This window comes from Saccharothrix sp. NPDC042600 (assembly GCF_040647305.1).
Taxonomy (GTDB): domain Bacteria; phylum Actinomycetota; class Actinomycetes; order Mycobacteriales; family Pseudonocardiaceae; genus Actinosynnema; species Actinosynnema mutabilis.
The window spans coordinates 1-16,174 of the sequence record NZ_JBEZBW010000005.1 but is presented as its reverse complement, the minus strand read 5'-3'; the positions used below and the strand labels follow the sequence as shown (position 1 = coordinate 16,174).

At 73.2% G+C, this 16,174-nt stretch carries 19 protein-coding genes; 8 read left to right on the top strand and 11 right to left on the bottom strand.

All coding sequences use genetic code 11. The annotated features are described in order from the left end of the window. Positions 1–198: 198 nt before the first annotated feature. Positions 199–663: a hypothetical protein gene (locus AB0A74_RS05630; protein ID WP_358247703.1), complete on the bottom strand. Its 465-nt coding sequence runs from the start codon at positions 661–663 to the stop codon at positions 199–201. Between the two features lie 162 nt (positions 664–825). Here AB0A74_RS05630 and AB0A74_RS05625 point away from each other — a divergent pair, with 162 nt between their 5' ends. From AB0A74_RS05625 to AB0A74_RS05610, 4 genes are all read left to right on the top strand, one after another. After that, positions 826–1,584 (top strand): DUF2470 domain-containing protein, encoded by a 759-nt coding sequence (locus AB0A74_RS05625; RefSeq protein ID WP_358247702.1) that lies wholly within the window; start codon positions 826–828, stop codon positions 1,582–1,584. A gap of 9 nt (positions 1,585–1,593) precedes the next feature. Beyond that, positions 1,594–2,346, top strand: a complete 753-nt coding sequence (locus AB0A74_RS05620) for a CPBP family intramembrane glutamic endopeptidase (protein ID WP_358247701.1) — start codon at positions 1,594–1,596, stop codon at positions 2,344–2,346. Between the two features lie 111 nt (positions 2,347–2,457). Beyond that, on the top strand, positions 2,458–3,687 hold the full coding sequence (locus tag AB0A74_RS05615) for a prolyl oligopeptidase family serine peptidase (protein ID WP_358247862.1): 1,230 nt from the start codon (positions 2,458–2,460) through the stop codon (positions 3,685–3,687). Between the two features lie 20 nt (positions 3,688–3,707). Further along, positions 3,708–4,364, top strand: a complete 657-nt coding sequence (locus tag AB0A74_RS05610) for a GPP34 family phosphoprotein (protein ID WP_358247700.1) — start codon at positions 3,708–3,710, stop codon at positions 4,362–4,364. Between the two features lie 2 nt (positions 4,365–4,366). Here AB0A74_RS05610 and AB0A74_RS05605 read toward each other — a convergent pair whose 3' ends face one another. Next, positions 4,367–6,421, bottom strand: coding sequence for a caspase family protein (locus AB0A74_RS05605; RefSeq protein WP_358247699.1), 2,055 nt, complete (start codon positions 6,419–6,421; stop codon positions 4,367–4,369). A gap of 1 nt (position 6,422) precedes the next feature. Next, a complete protein-coding gene (locus AB0A74_RS05600; RefSeq protein WP_358247698.1) occupies positions 6,423–6,779 on the bottom strand; it encodes a hypothetical protein in 357 nt (118 codons plus the stop codon). A 208-nt stretch (positions 6,780–6,987) separates the two neighbouring features. Here AB0A74_RS05600 and AB0A74_RS05595 point away from each other — a divergent pair, with 208 nt between their 5' ends. The 3 genes from AB0A74_RS05595 (at position 6,988) to AB0A74_RS05585 (ending at position 9,480) form a co-directional block, all read left to right on the top strand. After that, positions 6,988–8,235, top strand: a complete 1,248-nt coding sequence (locus tag AB0A74_RS05595) for an arginine deiminase (protein WP_358247697.1) — start codon at positions 6,988–6,990, stop codon at positions 8,233–8,235. Positions 8,236–8,333: 98 nt separating this feature from the next. Next, complete coding sequence (locus AB0A74_RS05590; protein ID WP_358247696.1) at positions 8,334–8,891, top strand: ferritin; 558 nt, start codon at positions 8,334–8,336, stop codon at positions 8,889–8,891. 109 nt (positions 8,892–9,000) lie between these two features. Continuing rightward, positions 9,001–9,480, top strand: a complete 480-nt coding sequence (locus tag AB0A74_RS05585; RefSeq protein ID WP_358247695.1) for a GNAT family protein — start codon at positions 9,001–9,003, stop codon at positions 9,478–9,480. Here AB0A74_RS05585 and AB0A74_RS05580 read toward each other — a convergent pair. From AB0A74_RS05580 to AB0A74_RS05555, 6 genes are all read right to left on the bottom strand, one after another. After that, positions 9,477–9,983, bottom strand: a complete 507-nt coding sequence (locus AB0A74_RS05580; RefSeq protein ID WP_358247694.1) for a hypothetical protein — start codon at positions 9,981–9,983, stop codon at positions 9,477–9,479. The two genes, AB0A74_RS05585 and AB0A74_RS05580, sit on opposite strands and share 4 nt — an antisense overlap. Beyond that, entirely contained in the window at positions 9,983–10,618 is a 636-nt protein-coding gene (locus AB0A74_RS05575; RefSeq protein ID WP_358247693.1) for a hypothetical protein, read from the bottom strand. Before AB0A74_RS05575 ends, AB0A74_RS05580 begins: the two co-directional genes overlap by 1 nt. After that, positions 10,615–11,118: a SigE family RNA polymerase sigma factor gene (locus AB0A74_RS05570; protein WP_358247692.1), complete on the bottom strand. Its 504-nt coding sequence runs from the start codon at positions 11,116–11,118 to the stop codon at positions 10,615–10,617. The genes AB0A74_RS05575 and AB0A74_RS05570 overlap by 4 nt, the downstream gene beginning before the upstream one ends. 82 nt (positions 11,119–11,200) lie before the next feature. Continuing rightward, the gene (locus tag AB0A74_RS05565) at positions 11,201–11,527 is read right to left on the bottom strand and encodes a DUF952 domain-containing protein (RefSeq protein WP_358247691.1); all 327 of its coding nucleotides are present in this window, start codon (positions 11,525–11,527) and stop codon (positions 11,201–11,203) included. A gap of 75 nt (positions 11,528–11,602) precedes the next feature. Then, entirely contained in the window at positions 11,603–12,547 is a 945-nt protein-coding gene (locus AB0A74_RS05560; protein WP_358247689.1) for a DUF5926 family protein, read from the bottom strand. A gap of 20 nt (positions 12,548–12,567) precedes the next feature. Further along, on the bottom strand, positions 12,568–13,275 hold the full coding sequence (locus AB0A74_RS05555) for a glycerophosphodiester phosphodiesterase family protein (protein WP_358247688.1): 708 nt from the start codon (positions 13,273–13,275) through the stop codon (positions 12,568–12,570). A 93-nt stretch (positions 13,276–13,368) separates the two neighbouring features. On the opposite strand from AB0A74_RS05555, the gene AB0A74_RS05550 reads away from it, so the two are divergent. Beyond that, positions 13,369–14,601, top strand: a complete 1,233-nt coding sequence (locus AB0A74_RS05550; RefSeq protein ID WP_358247687.1) for a cytochrome P450 — start codon at positions 13,369–13,371, stop codon at positions 14,599–14,601. Here the strand turns inward: AB0A74_RS05550 and AB0A74_RS05545 are convergent, their stop codons facing one another. Both AB0A74_RS05545 and AB0A74_RS05540 read right to left on the bottom strand, forming a co-directional pair. Next, positions 14,602–15,387: a hypothetical protein gene (locus AB0A74_RS05545; RefSeq protein ID WP_358247686.1), complete on the bottom strand. Its 786-nt coding sequence runs from the start codon at positions 15,385–15,387 to the stop codon at positions 14,602–14,604. It lies immediately after the preceding gene. Then, entirely contained in the window at positions 15,384–15,881 is a 498-nt protein-coding gene (locus tag AB0A74_RS05540; RefSeq protein ID WP_358247685.1) for a SigE family RNA polymerase sigma factor, read from the bottom strand. Before AB0A74_RS05540 ends, AB0A74_RS05545 begins: the two co-directional genes overlap by 4 nt. Positions 15,882–16,174 lie beyond the last annotated feature (293 nt).

The following is a 16,174-nucleotide window of genomic DNA, read 5'->3' as shown; positions in this document are numbered from 1 at the left end:
GAGAGATACCTCTCAACGGCGACGGCGGAACGAGGGCGGCACCGAGACGGCGGGCGGGCCGCTGGAGGGGCGGCGGGCAGCGGCAGGCAATGCGGCGGCGCGGGGGCGGGACGGAAGCGCGGCGCGGCGGCAGGCGGCCCGGCGGTGTGGGTGCGGCGGTGTGGGTGCGGCGCGGCGGGGGGTGGGCGGGGGGTGGAGTCAGCGGCGGCGGGCTTGGGCTGGGAAGAGGTGTGGGATGCCTCTGAAGGTGACCACCGTGTTCCCCGCTCGGTCCGGTGGCACGAGCCACGCCCGGCGGTGGCGGCTGATGCGGCCCCGCGCCAGCGGTCCGGCCGCGATGTCCAGGACCAGCGGCCGCTCGCCGTGCACGACCAGCAAGCCGTTGCGCCAGTGCACCCTCACGTACCGCCACTCGCGACCCGCCAGGACCGGCGCGGCCGGGCGGCGGCGGCGCAACGCCGTCAGCAGGACCACCGTCGAGAAGACCAGGAGCGCCAGCGGCAGGTCGGGCACCGGGGCCAGGAAGACCAGCAGCAACTGCCCCACGAACGCCACCACGGCCAGCACGACCCAGCCGAACGCCCGCCGCCCCGCGATCTCCAGGCAGTACCGGGTCCACTCGTCGTCGAGCGCCGACCCCTCGGTGGACGGCTTGTTCGGCACGACCACTGGCCACCTCCGCCACGCGCGCGGGCCACGACCGACGAGGCTACGACCTCCGACCACTCCGCGTCTGCGGGCGACCACGAAGCGGGACATCCGTTCGTGGGACTTCCCCGCACGCGCACCTCCAAGTTAGGCTGCCCTAAGTTGGGGAGGTGAACGGTGACCGAGAACCGCCGACCGCCCGCGCCGCACCCCGCGGAGCGTGCGCGGACGATCGCCGCGCGCGGTGGCCGCGCCGCGCTGCTGCCGTCGGACGGCACGGAGAACCGCGTGACGCCGCTGCTGCACCACGTGCACGCCTGCGGTGACGCGACGATCCTGCTGCCGGACGACCACCCGCTCACCAAGGCCGCCGAGGGCGGCGAGATCACGGCCATGCTGGAGGTCGCCGACCACGCCGCCGTGCCGTTGCGCGAGCCGGTCCGCGGTCTGCTCTGGGTGACCGGCTGGCTGCGCACGATGGACCCGCACGAGGCCCGCGCCGCGTGCCTGGAGGTCGCCGAGGAACGCCCCGACCCGCGCCTGCTGGACGTCGGCCACGGCGCGGCCGTGCTGCGGCTGTGCCCGGCGAGCTTGGTCGTCGCGGACGCGGAGGGCACCACCTCGCTGCGCCCCGAGCTGTTCGCGCAGGCGGACCCGGACCCGTTCCACCGGCAGGAGGACCACTGGCTGCGGCACCTGGAGCTGTCGCACCGGGACGTCGTCGGCCTGCTCGGCCGGCACCTGCCCGACGACCTGCGCGGCGGGCACGTCCGGCCGCTCGGCCTGGACCGGTTCGGGTTGCGGCTGCGGGTGGAGACCGCGGACTCCGACCACGACGTGCGGATCGCGTTCTCCCGACCGGTCTCGACGTCGAACGAGCTGGCCGTCGAGCTGCGCCGGCTGATGGGCTGCCCCTTCCTGGCGCAACGCCGTTAACCTGCGCGGGTGATCCCGGAGGAACGCACCGCCCACAAGGTCGAGCTGCTGCTGGTCTTCGCCGTCACGCTCGGCCTGTCCGGGTTGCGGAGCCTGGTGCGGCTGCTGGACAGCCTGCTCCAGCCCAAGCCGCTCAACCAGCAATCGGTCGCGATCAACGTCCCGCAGGCCCGGTTCGACCTGCTGGACCTGATCGCGCAACTGCTCGGCGTGCTGCAGTTGGCGGCGTGGGGCGGGCTCGGCGCGTACCTGTTGTGGCGCGGCGGGATCGCGTTGCGGTCCGTCGGGCTCGACCGGACGCGCCTCGGCAAGGACTTCCTCGGCGGCACGGCCCTGGCCGCCGTCATCGGCATCCCCGGCCTGGTCTTCTACCTGATCGCGTGGAACCTCGGCCTCAACCTCGCCGTCCTGCCGTCCACTTTGGACGAGTCGTGGTGGCGCGGCGTCGTCCTCGTCCTCTCCGCCGCGGGCAACGCGTGGGCCGAGGAGGTGCTGGTCGTCGGCTACCTGCTGACCCGGCTCAGGCAACTCGGGCTCAAGGACAACACCGCGCTGCTGGTCAGCGCCGTGCTGCGCGGCTCCTACCACCTCTACCAGGGGTTCGGCGGGTTCATCGGCAACGTGGTGATGGGCTTGGTGTTCGGCAAGGTCTGGCAGCGCACGAACCGCCTGTGGGCGCTGGTCATCGCGCACACGTTGCTCGACGTGGTCGCTTTCGTCGGGTACGCGGCGCTGCGCGGATCCGTCTCCTGGCTGCCGTAGATCATCCTGTGGGAGGACGCCGATCTCCACCGCCAGGAAGACGCGTCACCCCGACCTCCCCTGCCAGCATGGGCCGTGCCGCCATCCGGCAAGGAGGGGAAGTTGTCCACAGTGAACAGACGCGTGCCGGCCCTCGTCGCGGGGGTCGCGATCGCCGCCACGCTGCTCGCGCCACCGGCGTCGGCGTCGACCGAAGCCGCACCCGCGAAGATCACCATGCCGGCGCCGACCGGCCACTACCCGGTCGGCACCACCGACCTGCACCTGATCGACTCGCGCCCGGACCCCTGGTTCCCGGCCGAGAAGCGCGAGCTGATGGTGACCGTCACCTACCCGGCGCACCGCGACGGGGACCGCGCCCCGTGGCTGACGCCGACCACCGCCGCCGCCATGGAGCAGTTCGCGGTCAGCCCGGACCTGCTGGGCGTGCCGCCGGGCTCGGTGGAGTGGACCGCGACCAAGCGGCACACCCGCACCGGGGCGAAGGCGCTGCGCGGTGACTGGCCGGTCGTCGTGTTCTCGCACGGTTTCGGCAGCATGCGGGAGCTGAACGCGGCGCTCACCGACGACCTGGCCAGCCGCGGCTACGTCGTCGTGTCCGTCTCGCACACGCACGAGGCCGCCCTGGTCGAGTTCCCGGGCGGGCGGGTCGTGGTCGCGTCGGTCACCGAGCCCGACCTCGCCGGCATGAAGACGGCGCTCGACACGCGGGTCGCGGACGCGCGGTTCGTGCTCGACCAGTTGGAGCGCCTGGACCGCGGCGAGAACCCGGACGCGGAGGGCGACCCGCTGCCGCGCGGCCTGGCCGGTGCGCTGGACCTGTCCCGCGTCGGCGTGTACGGGCACTCGTACGGCGGGTTCACCGCGGGCGAGACGATGCACCACGACCGGCGGTTCGACGCGGGGATCAACGTTGACGGCGGCATGCGCTCCAACGAGGTCGGCGAGGTCGTGAAGCATGGCCTGGACCGCCCGTTCATGCTGGTCGGCGCGGACTTCGAGGTCGACGGCCGGGTCGTCGCGCACTCCCACCTGGAGACCGAGTTCGACCCGACGTGGGGCCAGTTCTGGCCCAACCAGCGGGGCTGGAAGCGCGACCTGCACTTCGACGGGGCCGCGCACCTGAGCTTCACCGACCTCCAGTTCGCGGTGGCGCAGTTGGGTGACCTGGTCGCGCCGGACAAGCGCAAGGGCGTCATCGGCACCATCGACGCGGAACGGTCGATGGACGCGCAGCGGGCGTACTTCGGCGGGTTCTTCGACCTGCACCTCAAGCGCCGGCACGGGTGGCTGTTCGACCACGGTCCGGTGCGCCACCCCGACACCCGCTTCATCGTCTGATCAGCGCCTATCGTGGTCGTATGTTGACTCTCGCCGACGAACTGGCGCTGTTGGCCTACGACGACGACGGCACGCGCCGGCTGGGCCAGCCCGCCCTCGGGTACGGCCTCGCCGGCGCGGTGCTGGTCGAGTTGGCGATCGCGGGTCGGGTCGAGGTGGCCGACAAGAAGGTCGTGGCGCTGAGCACCGAGCGCATCGGGCACGACGTGCTGGACGACGCCCTGTCCCGGATCGCCGACGACAAGCTGCGCAGGCCCAAGGCGTGGGTGGAGAAGCTGAGCAAGGGCCTGACCGACCGGGTCCTGGACGGCCTGGCCGAGGCGGGCGTGCTGCGCCGCGAACAGGACAAGGTGCTGCTGGTCTTCCCGCGCACCCGCTTCCCGTCCCCCGGCGGCGTCGAGCCGCCGCTGGAGACCGAGGTCCGGGCGCGCCTGGCCCGCGCGGTCGGCGCGGACGGGCCGGTGGACCCGCGGACGGCGGCGCTGTGCGCGCTGATCAGGGCCGTCCAGTTCGACAAGAAGGTGTTCTCCGACCAGCCGCGCGACCGCGTGAAGCGGCGGCTGGAGGAGATCTCCGAGGGCGAGTGGGCGGCCGAGGCGACCCGCAAGGCGATCGAAGAGGTGCAGGCGGCGGTGTCGGTGGTGATGGTCGCCGCCATCGTGCCCGCGACGAGCTGACCTCAGGCGACGAGCAGGAAGCGGGCCGCGGTGGCGGTGGCCGCCGCCACGACCGCGCGGGCGGTCGCGGCCGAGTCGAGCAGGGTCGGGTCGAGGTCCTCGACCGCCACGGCCGCGTTCTCGGCGATCCACCTCGACGGTTCGGCCAGCGCGCCCGCCAGGGCCCGCCAACCCGCGACCTCGGCCGGGGTGCCGGTGGCCTCGCCGGACAGGAGTTCGCCCACCTCGCGCAGGCCGACCGCCGCGCCGCGCAGGACGCCCGCGGTGACCGCGCCGCGCACCGTTCTGACCGCCGCGCGCACGCGGCCGACGTCTTCGGCGGGCGCGCGGATGACGCCGGCCACCGGGCCGGCCTCGCGGGCCCGCGCGCCGATGTCGGGCAGGCCGATGACCGTGGTGTCGTGCGCCGAGACCACGGCCTTGGCGACCTGGCCCAGGTCCACCTGGTTCTCCCGGAAGACCAGCAGGTCCCGGTCGAGGACGGGCCTGCCCACGACCGCGGCCAGCCGGGTCAGCACGTCGAGGTCCGCGACGACCACGACCTTGCCGGCGGCCACGAGCCGCGTCAGCGCCGCGTCCGACACCTCTTCGCACACCACCAGCACCGCCGCGGACATCCGGGTGAGCGCGTCGGGCACCGCGGTCAGGAGGCCCGCGTGGAGGAAGACGTGCGGTGACTCCAGCACCGCCTCCCGGCGGGTCCGGTCGGTGACCGAGTGCGGCGAGGCGTAGCCGCGGTCGAAGCGCAGGCCCCGGGTGGTCTCGTAGCTCAGGCCGAACCGCCGGGTCGGTTCGACCAGCAGCGCGCCGCGCCGGCCGGTCGCCGCCATGACCCGGCCCACGACCTCGCCGATCTCCGCGCTGCCCGAGGACGCCGTGGCCAGGCGGGCGGTGTCGTCCGCGCCCAGGGGGTGGGCGGTGTCGGCGACGAGGTCCGCCGCTCGGGCCCCGGCCGCGCGGACGCCGTGCATGAGGCGGACCGGGTTGTGGCCGTCGCGCATGGCCTCGACCAGCCGCAGGATCGCGCCCTGCGCCACCGCGACCGCCGACGCGGCCCCGTCACCGGCCGCCCGGTGCACCTCCTCGATCAGTTCCCGCACGTAGGAGGCGCCGAGCGAGTCGCGCGGGTCGTCCGGTTGGAACGCGCCCGCGATGGCGGCGGCGTCGGACAGCTCGACCGGCACACCGCGCACGAACAGCACCGACCGCCGCCCCAACGGCCCCAGGGTCCGGCACACGGGTTCGGCCGCCGCCCGGAACCCGCGCGCCACCAGCAACTGCCCGGACGTGTAGGACGCCGACCGCCGCACGACCGTCGGCACGGACCGCCCGGCCCGCGCGACGCGCAGCGGCGGCCCGCCGGCCTGGGCGAAGAACTGCGGGGTCTGGTCGGGGCGCCGGCGGCGGACCTCGCGGTGCGCGTAGCCGAACAGTTCGTTGACGTCCACCCACCCGTCGCCGTCGAGGTCGGCCGCGCCGCTCGACAGGCCCTCGATGAGCACGTCGGTGAACAGCGACGCCCGCGGCGCTTCCAACGACAGGGTGTCCTGCTCGAACGCGTACTCGTAGGCGTTGGACGCGGTCAGCACCACGTACCCCTGCGCGGTGTCGTCCAGGACGGTCGCCGAGGCGTCCTTGAAGCCCTCCACGAACGCGCCGCTGAAGCAGCAGTCCAGCACCAGGATGCGCCCGGCGGCCCGGCAGTCCTCCAACTGCTCGTTGAGGAACGAGCGCGGGATCGCGGTGCCGGCGGGCCGGTCCTGGACGGTGTTGGCGGCGGCGAAGTACAGCCGGCGCGCGGGCGTGGTCAGCCCGTGGCACGAGAAGTAGAGCAGGACCAGGTCGTCGGGGGTGCGCGAGGCCAGCACGTCCTCGACGGCCCGGCGGATCTCGTCGTCGGCCGCGTCGCGCAGGACCCGGACGCCCGCGAAGCCGCCGACGTCCGGGTCCTCCAGCAGCGCGGCGAGCCGCTCCACGTCCTGCGAGGGCGCGCGCAACCGGCTCAGCCGCGCGTCCTCGTACTCCCCCGTCGCCACCAGCAACGCGTAGCGGCCCACGTCAGGCGTCCGTCGGGCCGTGCTTCTCCAGGAACGCCTGCACCAGGGCCTTCTGGTCGGCCTTGGTGCCGCCCTGCACGGTGATCGAGTCCTCGCCGACCTTGATGGTGACCTTGCGGGCGCTGCCGCGCTGGACGAAGGCCGTGATGACGGACGCGACGGCGGCGGCCACCGCGGCGGGCAGCGCGCCGTTGACCACCAGTTCCGCGATGGCCATGCCGGTGCCGCTCTTCGCGCCGTCCGGCAGCGGCGTCGGCGCGTGCCGGGCGTCCACGCGGGCCCCCCGGACCAGCTCTTCGAGCAGCAGGTTCGTCGCGGACGCGGCGCTGCCCGGCGCGTCGATCGTCAAGTGGAACACGCGATTCCTCCCCGGTTGAGACGTCGATCATCCCAGTCACCCCGGACATCGGGACAGCCCCAGTCCACGTCACAACGCAACGTTCAAATCGTTGCGACCGTGAACTGCTTAACGATTCGCTGCGTTCAGCCGTTCATACGATCGAGTTTCGCTGATCTAGGCCACTCAGAGCTGCACGTTTCGCCGCCGTCGGGTTACCCTCGCTTACGTGACTGCGCACATCACTCAGACGGAGTCCGTCGACGCCGCGCCCGCCCCGGCGCCGAGGGTGGACAGCGAGGTGGGCCCGCTGCGCACGGTGCTGCTGCACCGCCCGGGCCTGGAGCTGAAGCGGCTGACCCCGCGCAACAACGACCAGCTCCTGTTCGACGGCGTGCCGTGGGTGGACCGGGCGCAGGAGGAGCACGACGCGTTCGCCGAGGTGCTGCGCTCGCGCGGGGTCGAGGTGCTGCTGCTGGCGGACCTGCTGGTGGCGGCGCTGCACGACGACCGGGCGCGGATCGCGGGCATCCACAGCGCGGTGAACGAGCGGCGGCTGGGCATCGACCTGGCCGACGCGCTGCGGTCGCACCTGTCGTCCATCGGCCCCGAGCAGCTCGCGACGGCGTTGATGACCGGCATGACGTTCGAGGAGCTGCCGGCCGCCGAGGGCGCGTCGCTGGTGCGCAAGATGCACCACCCGATCGACTTCGCCGTGGACCCGCTGCCCAACCTGCTGTTCACCCGCGACTCGTCGGTGTGGGTGGGCGACCGGGTGGCGATCACGTCCCTGGCGCTGCCCGCGCGCGACCGCGAGACCGCGCTGACCGACCTGATCTACGCCTACCACCCGCGGTTCCGCAAGACCGGCCGCGCGTACGGGGCGCACTCCGCGCCGGTCGAGGGCGGCGACGTGCTGCTGCTCGCGCCGGGCGTGCTGGCGATCGGCGTCGGCGAGCGCACCACGCCGGCGGGCGCGGAGTCGTTCGCCCGGTCGGCGCTGGCCGACGGCCTCGCGCACACCGTGCTGGCGGTGCCGATCACCCAGGAGCGGGCGACCATGCACCTGGACACCGTGTGCACGATGGTGGACCGGGACGCCGTGGTCATGTACCCGGCGGTGCGGGACAACCTGTTCGCCTACCCGGTCCGCTCGGACGGCAACGGCGGCGTGCTGGTCGAGGACCGGCGGCCGTTCCTGGAGGCGGCGGCCGAGGCGATGGGCATCGAGCGGCTGCGCGTGATCGACACCGGTCTGGACGCGGTGACCGCCGAGCGCGAGCAGTGGGACGACGGCAACAACACGCTCGCGGTCGCGCCCGGGCTCGTGGTGGCGTATGAACGCAATGTCGAGACCAACGCGCGCCTGGAGGACTCCGGCATCGAGGTGCTGCGGATCTCCGGGTCGGAGCTGGGCTCCGGCCGCGGCGGTCCCCGGTGCATGTCGTGCCCGATCGACCGCGCTCCGCTGGTGTGATTCCCGGAAAGGGTTGCCTAATTTAGGCAACCCTTTCCAAACGTTTCCTGAGCCTTACCTTGAATGCGGGAACAACCCGTTTCGGTTAATCTCGGGGCATGGCCCTCAACGTCAAGAAGATTCCGTCCCGCACGTCCAAGTTCCACGACCTGCTCCAGGCGCAGGTGCGCAACGAGTTCACCGCGTCCCAGCAGTACGTGGCCATCGCGGTGTGGTTCGACAACAACGACCTGCCGCGCCTGGCCGCGCACTTCTACAAGCAGGCGCTGGAAGAGCGCAACCACGCGATGATGATCGTCCAGTACCTGATGGACAACGACCTCAAGCTGACGATCCCCGGCGTGGACGAGGTGCACAACGACTTCGCCACCGGCCGCGAGCCGGTCGAGCTGGCGCTCCAGCAGGAGAAGGCGGTCACCGACCAGATCGTGGCGCTGGCCAAGGCCGCCCGCGACGAGGGCGACTACCTCGGCGAGCAGTTCCTCCAGTGGTTCCTCAAGGAGCAGGTCGAGGAGGTCGCGTCGATGAGCACGCTGCTCAACGTCGTGGACCGCGCCGACGGCAACCTGTTCCACGTGGAGAACTTCCTGGCCCGCGAGCACGTCGGCGAGGACGCCGACCCGACCGCGCCGCGCGCCGCCGGCGGCAGCCTGTAACCACCCACGGGCCTCTCCGCGCCGCTCCCGGTCCCGGGGGCGGCGCGGTGCCGTGCCAGGGGGCGGAAAATGCCCCGACAACGCGTCGCGACGCAGTTACCTTCACCACATGGCGCATTTCGAGAGAACGACCGCGCGGCTCACGTTGCGGCGCGTGCGGATGTCCGACCTGGCCGCGTTCGTCGCCCTCGAAAACGCTTTGCGCGCTCCGGAAGGGCGCACCGCGGACGAAGCCGCGTCGGCGCGGTACCTCAGCCGGTTCGCGGCCGTGTGGGACGGGGGCGAACTCGGTTACTGGGCGGTCGGGATGACCGAGCGCGTGGTCGGGTTCGGCGGTGTCCAGCCGCACGGCGACGCGTGGAACCTCTACTACCGCGTCGATCCCGCTTTCCAAGGCCTCGGCATCGCCACGGAGGTGGCGCGGGAAGCGGTCGCGGCGGCCGGCGAGGTCCGGCCGGACCGGGTGGTGCGGTGCGAGACCCGTCCGGGCAACGCGGCGGCGATCCGGGTCGCCGAACGCGCCGGGCTGACCCGCGTCGGGGACCGGGACGGGTACGCGGTGCTCGAACTCCACCCGCACGAGCGCTAGAGGAAGCAGCCGACCTCGCGCAGGCCCATCACGTTCACCGTGTCACCGGCGTTGGTGAACCCGAAGTAGTAGAACCGGGACTCGGCCACCGGCAGCACGTACCCGTGCGGGGTCAGCTCGGCGGTCGGGTAGAGCTGTTCGAGCCGCTGCCTCGACTCGCCGAACCGCAGGCCCTCCGGCGTGCGCGCCCCGCCCTCCAGTCGCAGGTCCACCGCCACGCCGCCGTCGATCCCGACCCAGCCGCTCGCGCGCTTGAGCTCGTAGACCGGGCAGTTCGCCTGCGGCCAGTCGTCGAGCTGCTCACCGACCTCGCCGGTCGCGCGCAGCTCCTCCAGCGTCATCCCCAGCCGCACCTTGCCCAGCCCGCCGGGGTTGAGCACCGGCACGTCGTCCACCACGACGGTGCGCGCCGGCACGGCCGTGGTCGAACTGGGCGACGGTTGCGCGGTCGTGCACCCGGCCAGCAGCAGGGTCCCGACCACGAGCACCGCCAACGCCCTCATCAGCCACCCTGTCCGCACTCGCCGCCGGTCTTCTCGATCCGCGTGACCGCCACCTCGCCGCGCTCGAACTCGAACACGTACCCCCAGTCTGACCCCATCGCCACCGCGGCGCGGTCCCCGGTCACCACCAGGTCGGGGTACGGCCGGCGCAACTGCTCCAGCGTGCTGCCGTAGCCGACCCCGGACGGGGTCTTCGTGTTGACCGGCAACCTGATCGACGTGACCCCGTCCCGCGGCGACACCAGCAGGTCGAAGCTGGTCTCGCTGCCCGCGTAGAGCCGGCACGGCCCGACGGGCGACACCTGGAAGCCGTGGTGCCGGGACACCTCGTCCTCGGCCATGCCCAGCCGGAACGACCCGTAACCCGGCGGCTCCAGCGCCTGCGGCCGGACCGTCGTCACCGACGTCGCCTGTGTGCCCGGCTCGGACGCCACCCGCGCCGCCAGGCCCTGCGTCACGACCACGCCGCCCACCACGGCGGCCACCACCAGCGCGCCCGTGGCCGCCGCCCGGATCCGGCGCCGCCGCCGCGCGCCCCCCACGATCCGCGGCACCGCGTCGTCCGGCGCCGGCAGGTCGAGCCGTTCGTCGGAGAACAGCTCGCGCAAACGCTCGTCCAGCTCCACCGTGCTCACCCGCCTTCCCCGAGCTTCCTGCGCAAGGACGCCATCGCCTTGCTGTTCTGGCTCTTCACCGTGCCCGGCGAGATGCCGAGCGAGTCGGCGATCTCCTGCTCGGACAGCCCCTCGTAGAACCGGAGCACCACCACGGCGCGCTGCCGGGGCGGCAGGTCGCGCAGGGCCTGCCACAGCGGCTCGTGCTCCAGGCGGTCGGCCGACTCCACGCCGACGTCGGGGAGGTCGGCCACGAGGCGCTCCCGGCGCAGCCTGCGCCACACGCTGATGTGCGTGTTCGCCATCGCCCGCCGCGTGTACGCGAGCGGATCGACGTCCTTGCGCAGCACCGCGGACCACCGCGAGCCGACCTTCTCCAGCACGGACTGGACCAGGTCGGCCGCGTCGTGCGGGTTGCCGGTCAGCGCGTGCCCGTAGCGCAGCAGGCCCGGCAGCGCGGCCCGGACGAACTCCCCGAAGTCGACCCGGACGCCGGCCCCGGCAGGCAGTACCGCCGTCACCTCGTTCCCCTTCCCGACGACCTCCCCGAGCGCCGTCGGTGGGTTCACGCCGTCGTGCGCCCGCCGGTTGCCCGCCGGAAGGTCACAGAACGGGCAACGGGCGGAACAGGCCGTCCGAGTCGGGGCTGAACTCGTGCACCGCGACCACGGCGTCGGCCGGGACCGGGCCGTAGACGTGCGGGAACCACGGCCCGTCCTCGTCGCCGTCGCCCGGTTCCCACAGCACCGGCAGGCCCTCGGGGTCGATCATCAGCAGCACGAGGTCGTCGCGCCCGCGGAAGAGCCGGTTGGCGGGCAGGTGCACCGTCCCGGGGTCGGAGCAGTGCACGAATCCGTCCGGGTCGAGCGGGATGGCGCCGTCCTCACGGGCGCGCGCCCACTCCTCGCGCGACGCGATCCGCAACAGCATCTATCCACAACCTCCTGTGGACAACCGTGGGGACGACTGTGGACAACTCTCCGGGGACAACTCCCCGGGGTCGTCTTAGCGCAGCGTGATCTGACGGCCCCGCAGGCCGTCCCGCGCCCGGCGCTCGGCCTCGGTCAGCGGCTCGTCGTCCAGGCTCGCCAGGGCGTCGAGCAGGCGCTTGCCCAGGGCCTCGGCGGGACCGGCCCACTCGCTGGAGTGCAGCTCGCGGTCGAGGTCCCACACCGGCACCAGCAGGCCGTGCGCCCGGAACGACCCGGCGTACCGCGAGCCCTCGCCCAGGTCCAGCTCGCCCTTCACCGACAGCCGCGCGAGCGCCGCGAGCAGCTGCTCCTCCGGCTCCGGGCGGACCCAGCGCAGGTGCGCCTTGTCGCCCGCGTCCACCCAGTAGGCGGCGTGCACGCCGGGCGCGTCGACCCGTTCGGTGGGCAGGATCGCCGCGTTGGCCCGCTCCAGGGACAGGGCGACGTCACCGGTCGGCTCGTGGTCCGGCGGCATCCACCAGGCGAAGTCCTTGTGCAGCTCGGGCGTGATGGTGGCGTCCACGTCGAGCAGGTCCTGCAGCCGGCCGGGGTTCGACCCGTCGTCCACGCCGACCACGGGCAGCGCCTCGCCGGTCTCGGCGGTCAGCGCCCACTGGACGGCGCGGGCCAGGTCGCGGCTGAGGTCGCCGGACCGGGTCTGCACCTGCAGGCCGACGAACGCGGTGCCGTCGGCGCGCACCAGGGCGGCGGCGGCCATCGGCAGCACCGACGCGAGCACGACCTCGCGCCCGGCGTCCTTGAGCGGCAGCTCCACCGTCGCCGACGGCACGAACTCGCGCAGCGCGATCAGCTCGGTCTCGGCCGCGAGCCCCTGGAACGGCCGGGCCACGATGACGTCCGCCGCGCCGCCCGCCGCGCCGTGGCACGCCTTGTAGCGCTTGCCCGACCCGCACGGGCAGGGCTGACGCGGGTTGACGCCGTCCGCCGGCTTGGTCTTCACGGCCGTCCGCTTCGCCACCGCCGCCTCCTCAAAGCTCCTCAGGGCTGGTCGGGCGTCAAGTTATCCCCCACGATCCCGCGGGTCCGCGCCGGGTTGTTGGTCGCGAGGAACCGCACACCGCGTTCGACGCACAGCGCGACGTCCTCCGGCGCGTCCACCGTCCAGCAGTAGCTGCCGGCGCCCCGGTCGGGGTACCGCCGGAGGAGGTGCACCCCGGGTCCCGCGTAGTCGGCGAACGCGGGCAGCCGCCGGGGCCAGATCCGGTTGAACAGCAGCACGGTCGGCACGTCCGGGGCCTGGGCCTTGAACCGCCGCACCGCCCACGGCGAGAACGACATCATCACCGCGTCCACCCGGTGCCTCGACAACACCTCGACCAGTCGCCGTTCCACCTCGCTGCCGTACCGGACCGGGTGTTTCGTCTCCACGAACAGGCGAACCCCGGAGTCGGCGACCAGGCCCAGCAGGTCCTCCAGGGTGAGCACCTCGGCCGGCTCGCCGCCGAGCCGGGTGCCGAAGTCGTGGCGGCGCAGCTCCTCCAGCGTCATCGTGCTGACCACGCCGGACCCGCCGCTGGTGCGGTTGATCGTGCGGTCGTGCACGCACACGAGGTGGCCGTCCCGGGTCAGGCGGACGTCGCACTCGACCCCGTCCGCGCCCTGCGCGAGCGCCAGCTCGTAGGCGGCGAGGGTGTGCTCGGGACGGGCGGCGGAGGCCCCGCGGTGGGCGACGACTTCGGGCGACACAACGGGGAATGCTCCTGGTGGAGCACCGAACGGGTCAACTCGACTACGTGATGTCACAGCTCGCTGAATGTTTGAAAGAACAACCACACACCAATGGACGCGAGCCGACCTCAAGACCTACCGTCCGTGACCGTGGCACCCTTCGACCAGCACGATCCGGCTTTCATCGCCGATCCGTACCCCGTCTTCGCCGCGCTGCGGGCGCGGGGCGAGGTGCACTGGCACGAGGAGATGGGCATCGCCCTGGCGGTGTCGCACGCGGCGTCCTCGGCGGTCCTCAAGCACCGCTCGCTGGGCCGGATCTGGTCGGACGCCAAGCCCGTCGAGAGCTTCGCCAACTTCAACCTGCTGCACCGCAACTCGCTGCTGGAGAACGAGCCGCCGACGCACGGCCGGCTGCGCCGCCTGGTCGCGGCGGCGTTCGGGCGCGGGCACGTCGAGCGGCTGCGGCCGTGGATCGCGGAGCTGGCCGACCGGCTGGTGGACGAGCTGTGCGCGCGGATCGCCGACGAGGGCCGGGCGGACCTGCTCGCGCACGTCGCCGCGCCGCTGCCGGTCGAGGTGATCGCCGAACTGCTGGGCGTGCCGACCGCGGACCGGCCGCTGTTGCAGCCGTGGTCGAACGCGATCGTGAAGATGTACGAGTACGCCCTGCCCGAGGACAAGCGGGCGGCGGCCGAGCGGGCGGCCGGCGAGTTCGTCGCCTACCTGCGGGACCTGGTCGCGCTGCGCCGGCGGTCGCCCGGCGACGACCTGGTGTCCGACCTGGTCGCCGTCACCGACACCGACGGCGCGAAGCTCACCGAGGACGAGCTGGTGGCGACCGCCGTCCTGCTGCTGATGGCGGGCCACGAGGCCACGGTCAACGTCATCGGCAACGGCGTGCACGCCCTGATGACCCACCGGGGGCAGTGGGAACGCCTCGTAGCGGATCAGTCCCTCCTCTCCACGGCGGTCGAGGAACTGATCCGCTACGACTCCCCGCTCCAGTTGTTCGAGCGGACGGCCACCGAGCCGGTCGAGATCGCCGGGTTCGCGGTGGAACCCGGCGCGAAGATCGCCGCCCTGCTCGGGGCCGCCGCCCGCGACCCGCTGGTGTTCCCGGACCCGGACGTGCTGGACGTGGGCCGGGAGCGCAACCCGCACCTGGGCTTCGGCATGGGCATCCACTACTGCCTCGGGGCGCCGCTGGCGCGCATCGAGGTGCAGGCGGCCCTGTCGGCGCTGACCCGCAAGCTGCCCAAGGCCGAGGCGGCGGCCGTGCCCCGGCGGCGGGCGGAGTTCGTGATCCGCGGCCTGCACGAGCTGCCGCTCACCTCGGCGTAGTCACCACAGGTCGGACGTCACGATCTCGACCAGCCGGTCGACGGTCAGCGGGGGCCGGTCGCCGGTCAGCCCGCCCATGCCCTTGGGGTTCTGCCGGTTGCTGACGTGGATGGTGATCGAGAGCCCGTCGGCGCGGTGCAGCCGGGCCAGGTGCGTGACGCCCCCACCCACGAGCGGGGTCCGGTCGGTGGCCAGTGTCGAGCCGTCGGGCAGGGTGCGGGTGGTGCAGTCGGGCGTGTCGGCCAGGTCGCACTGGGCGGGCTGTCGCACGGGGTCGTTGTCGGGGTAGACGACGAGGTCGTAGCCGCCGGTGACGCCGTCCGCGGTCAACTGGCCGACCAGCGCCGCGCCGGCCGGTTCGCCCGTGCCCTGGGAGACGTCGGTCGGCCTGGGCACGTTCGGCGGGAGCGGGGGCATGGTCATCCGGTAGACGCCGGGGCCGCTCTCGGTGACGGTGAAGGTGGCGGTGCCGCCGAGGACCGCCTTGAAGCGCGTGATCAGCTCCTCGGGGGTCTCGGGGGCTTTCTCGGGGGCGGCGGTCGTGGACGTGGGCGTGGTCTGGACGGTCGTGGTGGACCCGGCGGCTTGCTGCCCGACGGGGTCGTCGTCCGGCACGAGCAGTGCGGTCGCGGTGGCCAGGCCGGCGACCACGACGGCGGCGACGGCGGCGGGGACCAGGCGGGACTTGGCCCGCGGCGGCACGTCCGGGGACAGGCCGGCGGTCACGGCGTCGGCGCGGCGCTCCAACTCGCCGAACGCGTCGTGCAGGGCACGCAGGTCGCTCATCTCGTCTCCTGGTAGGCGTGGGGGTTGGTGGTCAGCTCGACCCGCAGGCCGGCGAGGGCCCGGGAGATCTGGCTGCGCACGGTGGTGACGCGGCAGCCCAGTTCGGCGGCGATCGCGGCGTCGGGCAGCCCGGCGTAGTAGCGCAGGACGACGGCGGCCCGCTGCCGGCGCGGCAGGGCGGCGAGCCGCCGGATCATGGCGTCCCGCTCGGCGCGCTCGTCGGCGCCGTCCCCGAGCCCGGTGTCGGCCACTTCGGCACGCGGCGAGGTCCGGGCGAGACGCCGCCGCCAGGACATGTACTCGTTGACGACCATCCGCCGGACGTAGGCGTGCGGCTCGTCCAACCGCGAAATCCGCTCCCACCGCTCGAACGCGCGCCCGAGGACGTCACTGACGATGTCCTCGGCCAACCACGCCTGGCAGGTGAGCACGGTGGCGAACCGCATCAGGGCCGGTCGCCGCCGGGCGACGTACTCAGCGAACTCCATCGGCACACTCCCGACTCGTGATCACGCCCCTCAACGTGGCAGCGGGGCGAACCGTTGCACGGGGAGCGGAAATCGTCGGGATCGGGCCGGGACGGGCCGGGCCGGGCCGGAGGAGCGGCAACACGCGGGCGCGGTGCGCGGTGCGCGGTGGGCAGGCTGGGCGCGGTGGGCAGGCTGGGCGCGGTGGGCCGGCTGGGCGCGGTGGGCCGGCTGGGCAACAATCCTGTTGTTGAGGAGTCCGACGACCTGTTCTGGGCCGGCGTGAGCAATCCGCTGGACGCCGCGTTGCGGCTGGAGCC

What these genes read in the sequence shown, in the direction of transcription:
- AB0A74_RS05610 (WP_358247700.1), top strand. Translation starts at nt 3,708, where the DNA reads ATGTTGACTCTCGCCGACGAACTGGCGCTGTTGGCCTACGACGACGAC.
- AB0A74_RS05590 (WP_358247696.1), top strand. Translation starts at nt 8,334, where the DNA reads ATGGCCCTCAACGTCAAGAAGATTCCGTCCCGCACGTCCAAGTTCCAC.
- AB0A74_RS05585 (WP_358247695.1), top strand. Translation starts at nt 9,001, where the DNA reads ATGGCGCATTTCGAGAGAACGACCGCGCGGCTCACGTTGCGGCGCGTG.
- AB0A74_RS05580 (WP_358247694.1), bottom strand. Translation starts at nt 9,983, where the DNA reads ATGAGGGCGTTGGCGGTGCTCGTGGTCGGGACCCTGCTGCTGGCCGGG.
- AB0A74_RS05565 (WP_358247691.1), bottom strand. Translation starts at nt 11,527, where the DNA reads ATGCTGTTGCGGATCGCGTCGCGCGAGGAGTGGGCGCGCGCCCGTGAG.
- AB0A74_RS05550 (WP_358247687.1), top strand. Translation starts at nt 13,369, where the DNA reads ATGGACGCGAGCCGACCTCAAGACCTACCGTCCGTGACCGTGGCACCC.
- AB0A74_RS05545 (WP_358247686.1), bottom strand. Translation starts at nt 15,387, where the DNA reads ATGAGCGACCTGCGTGCCCTGCACGACGCGTTCGGCGAGTTGGAGCGC.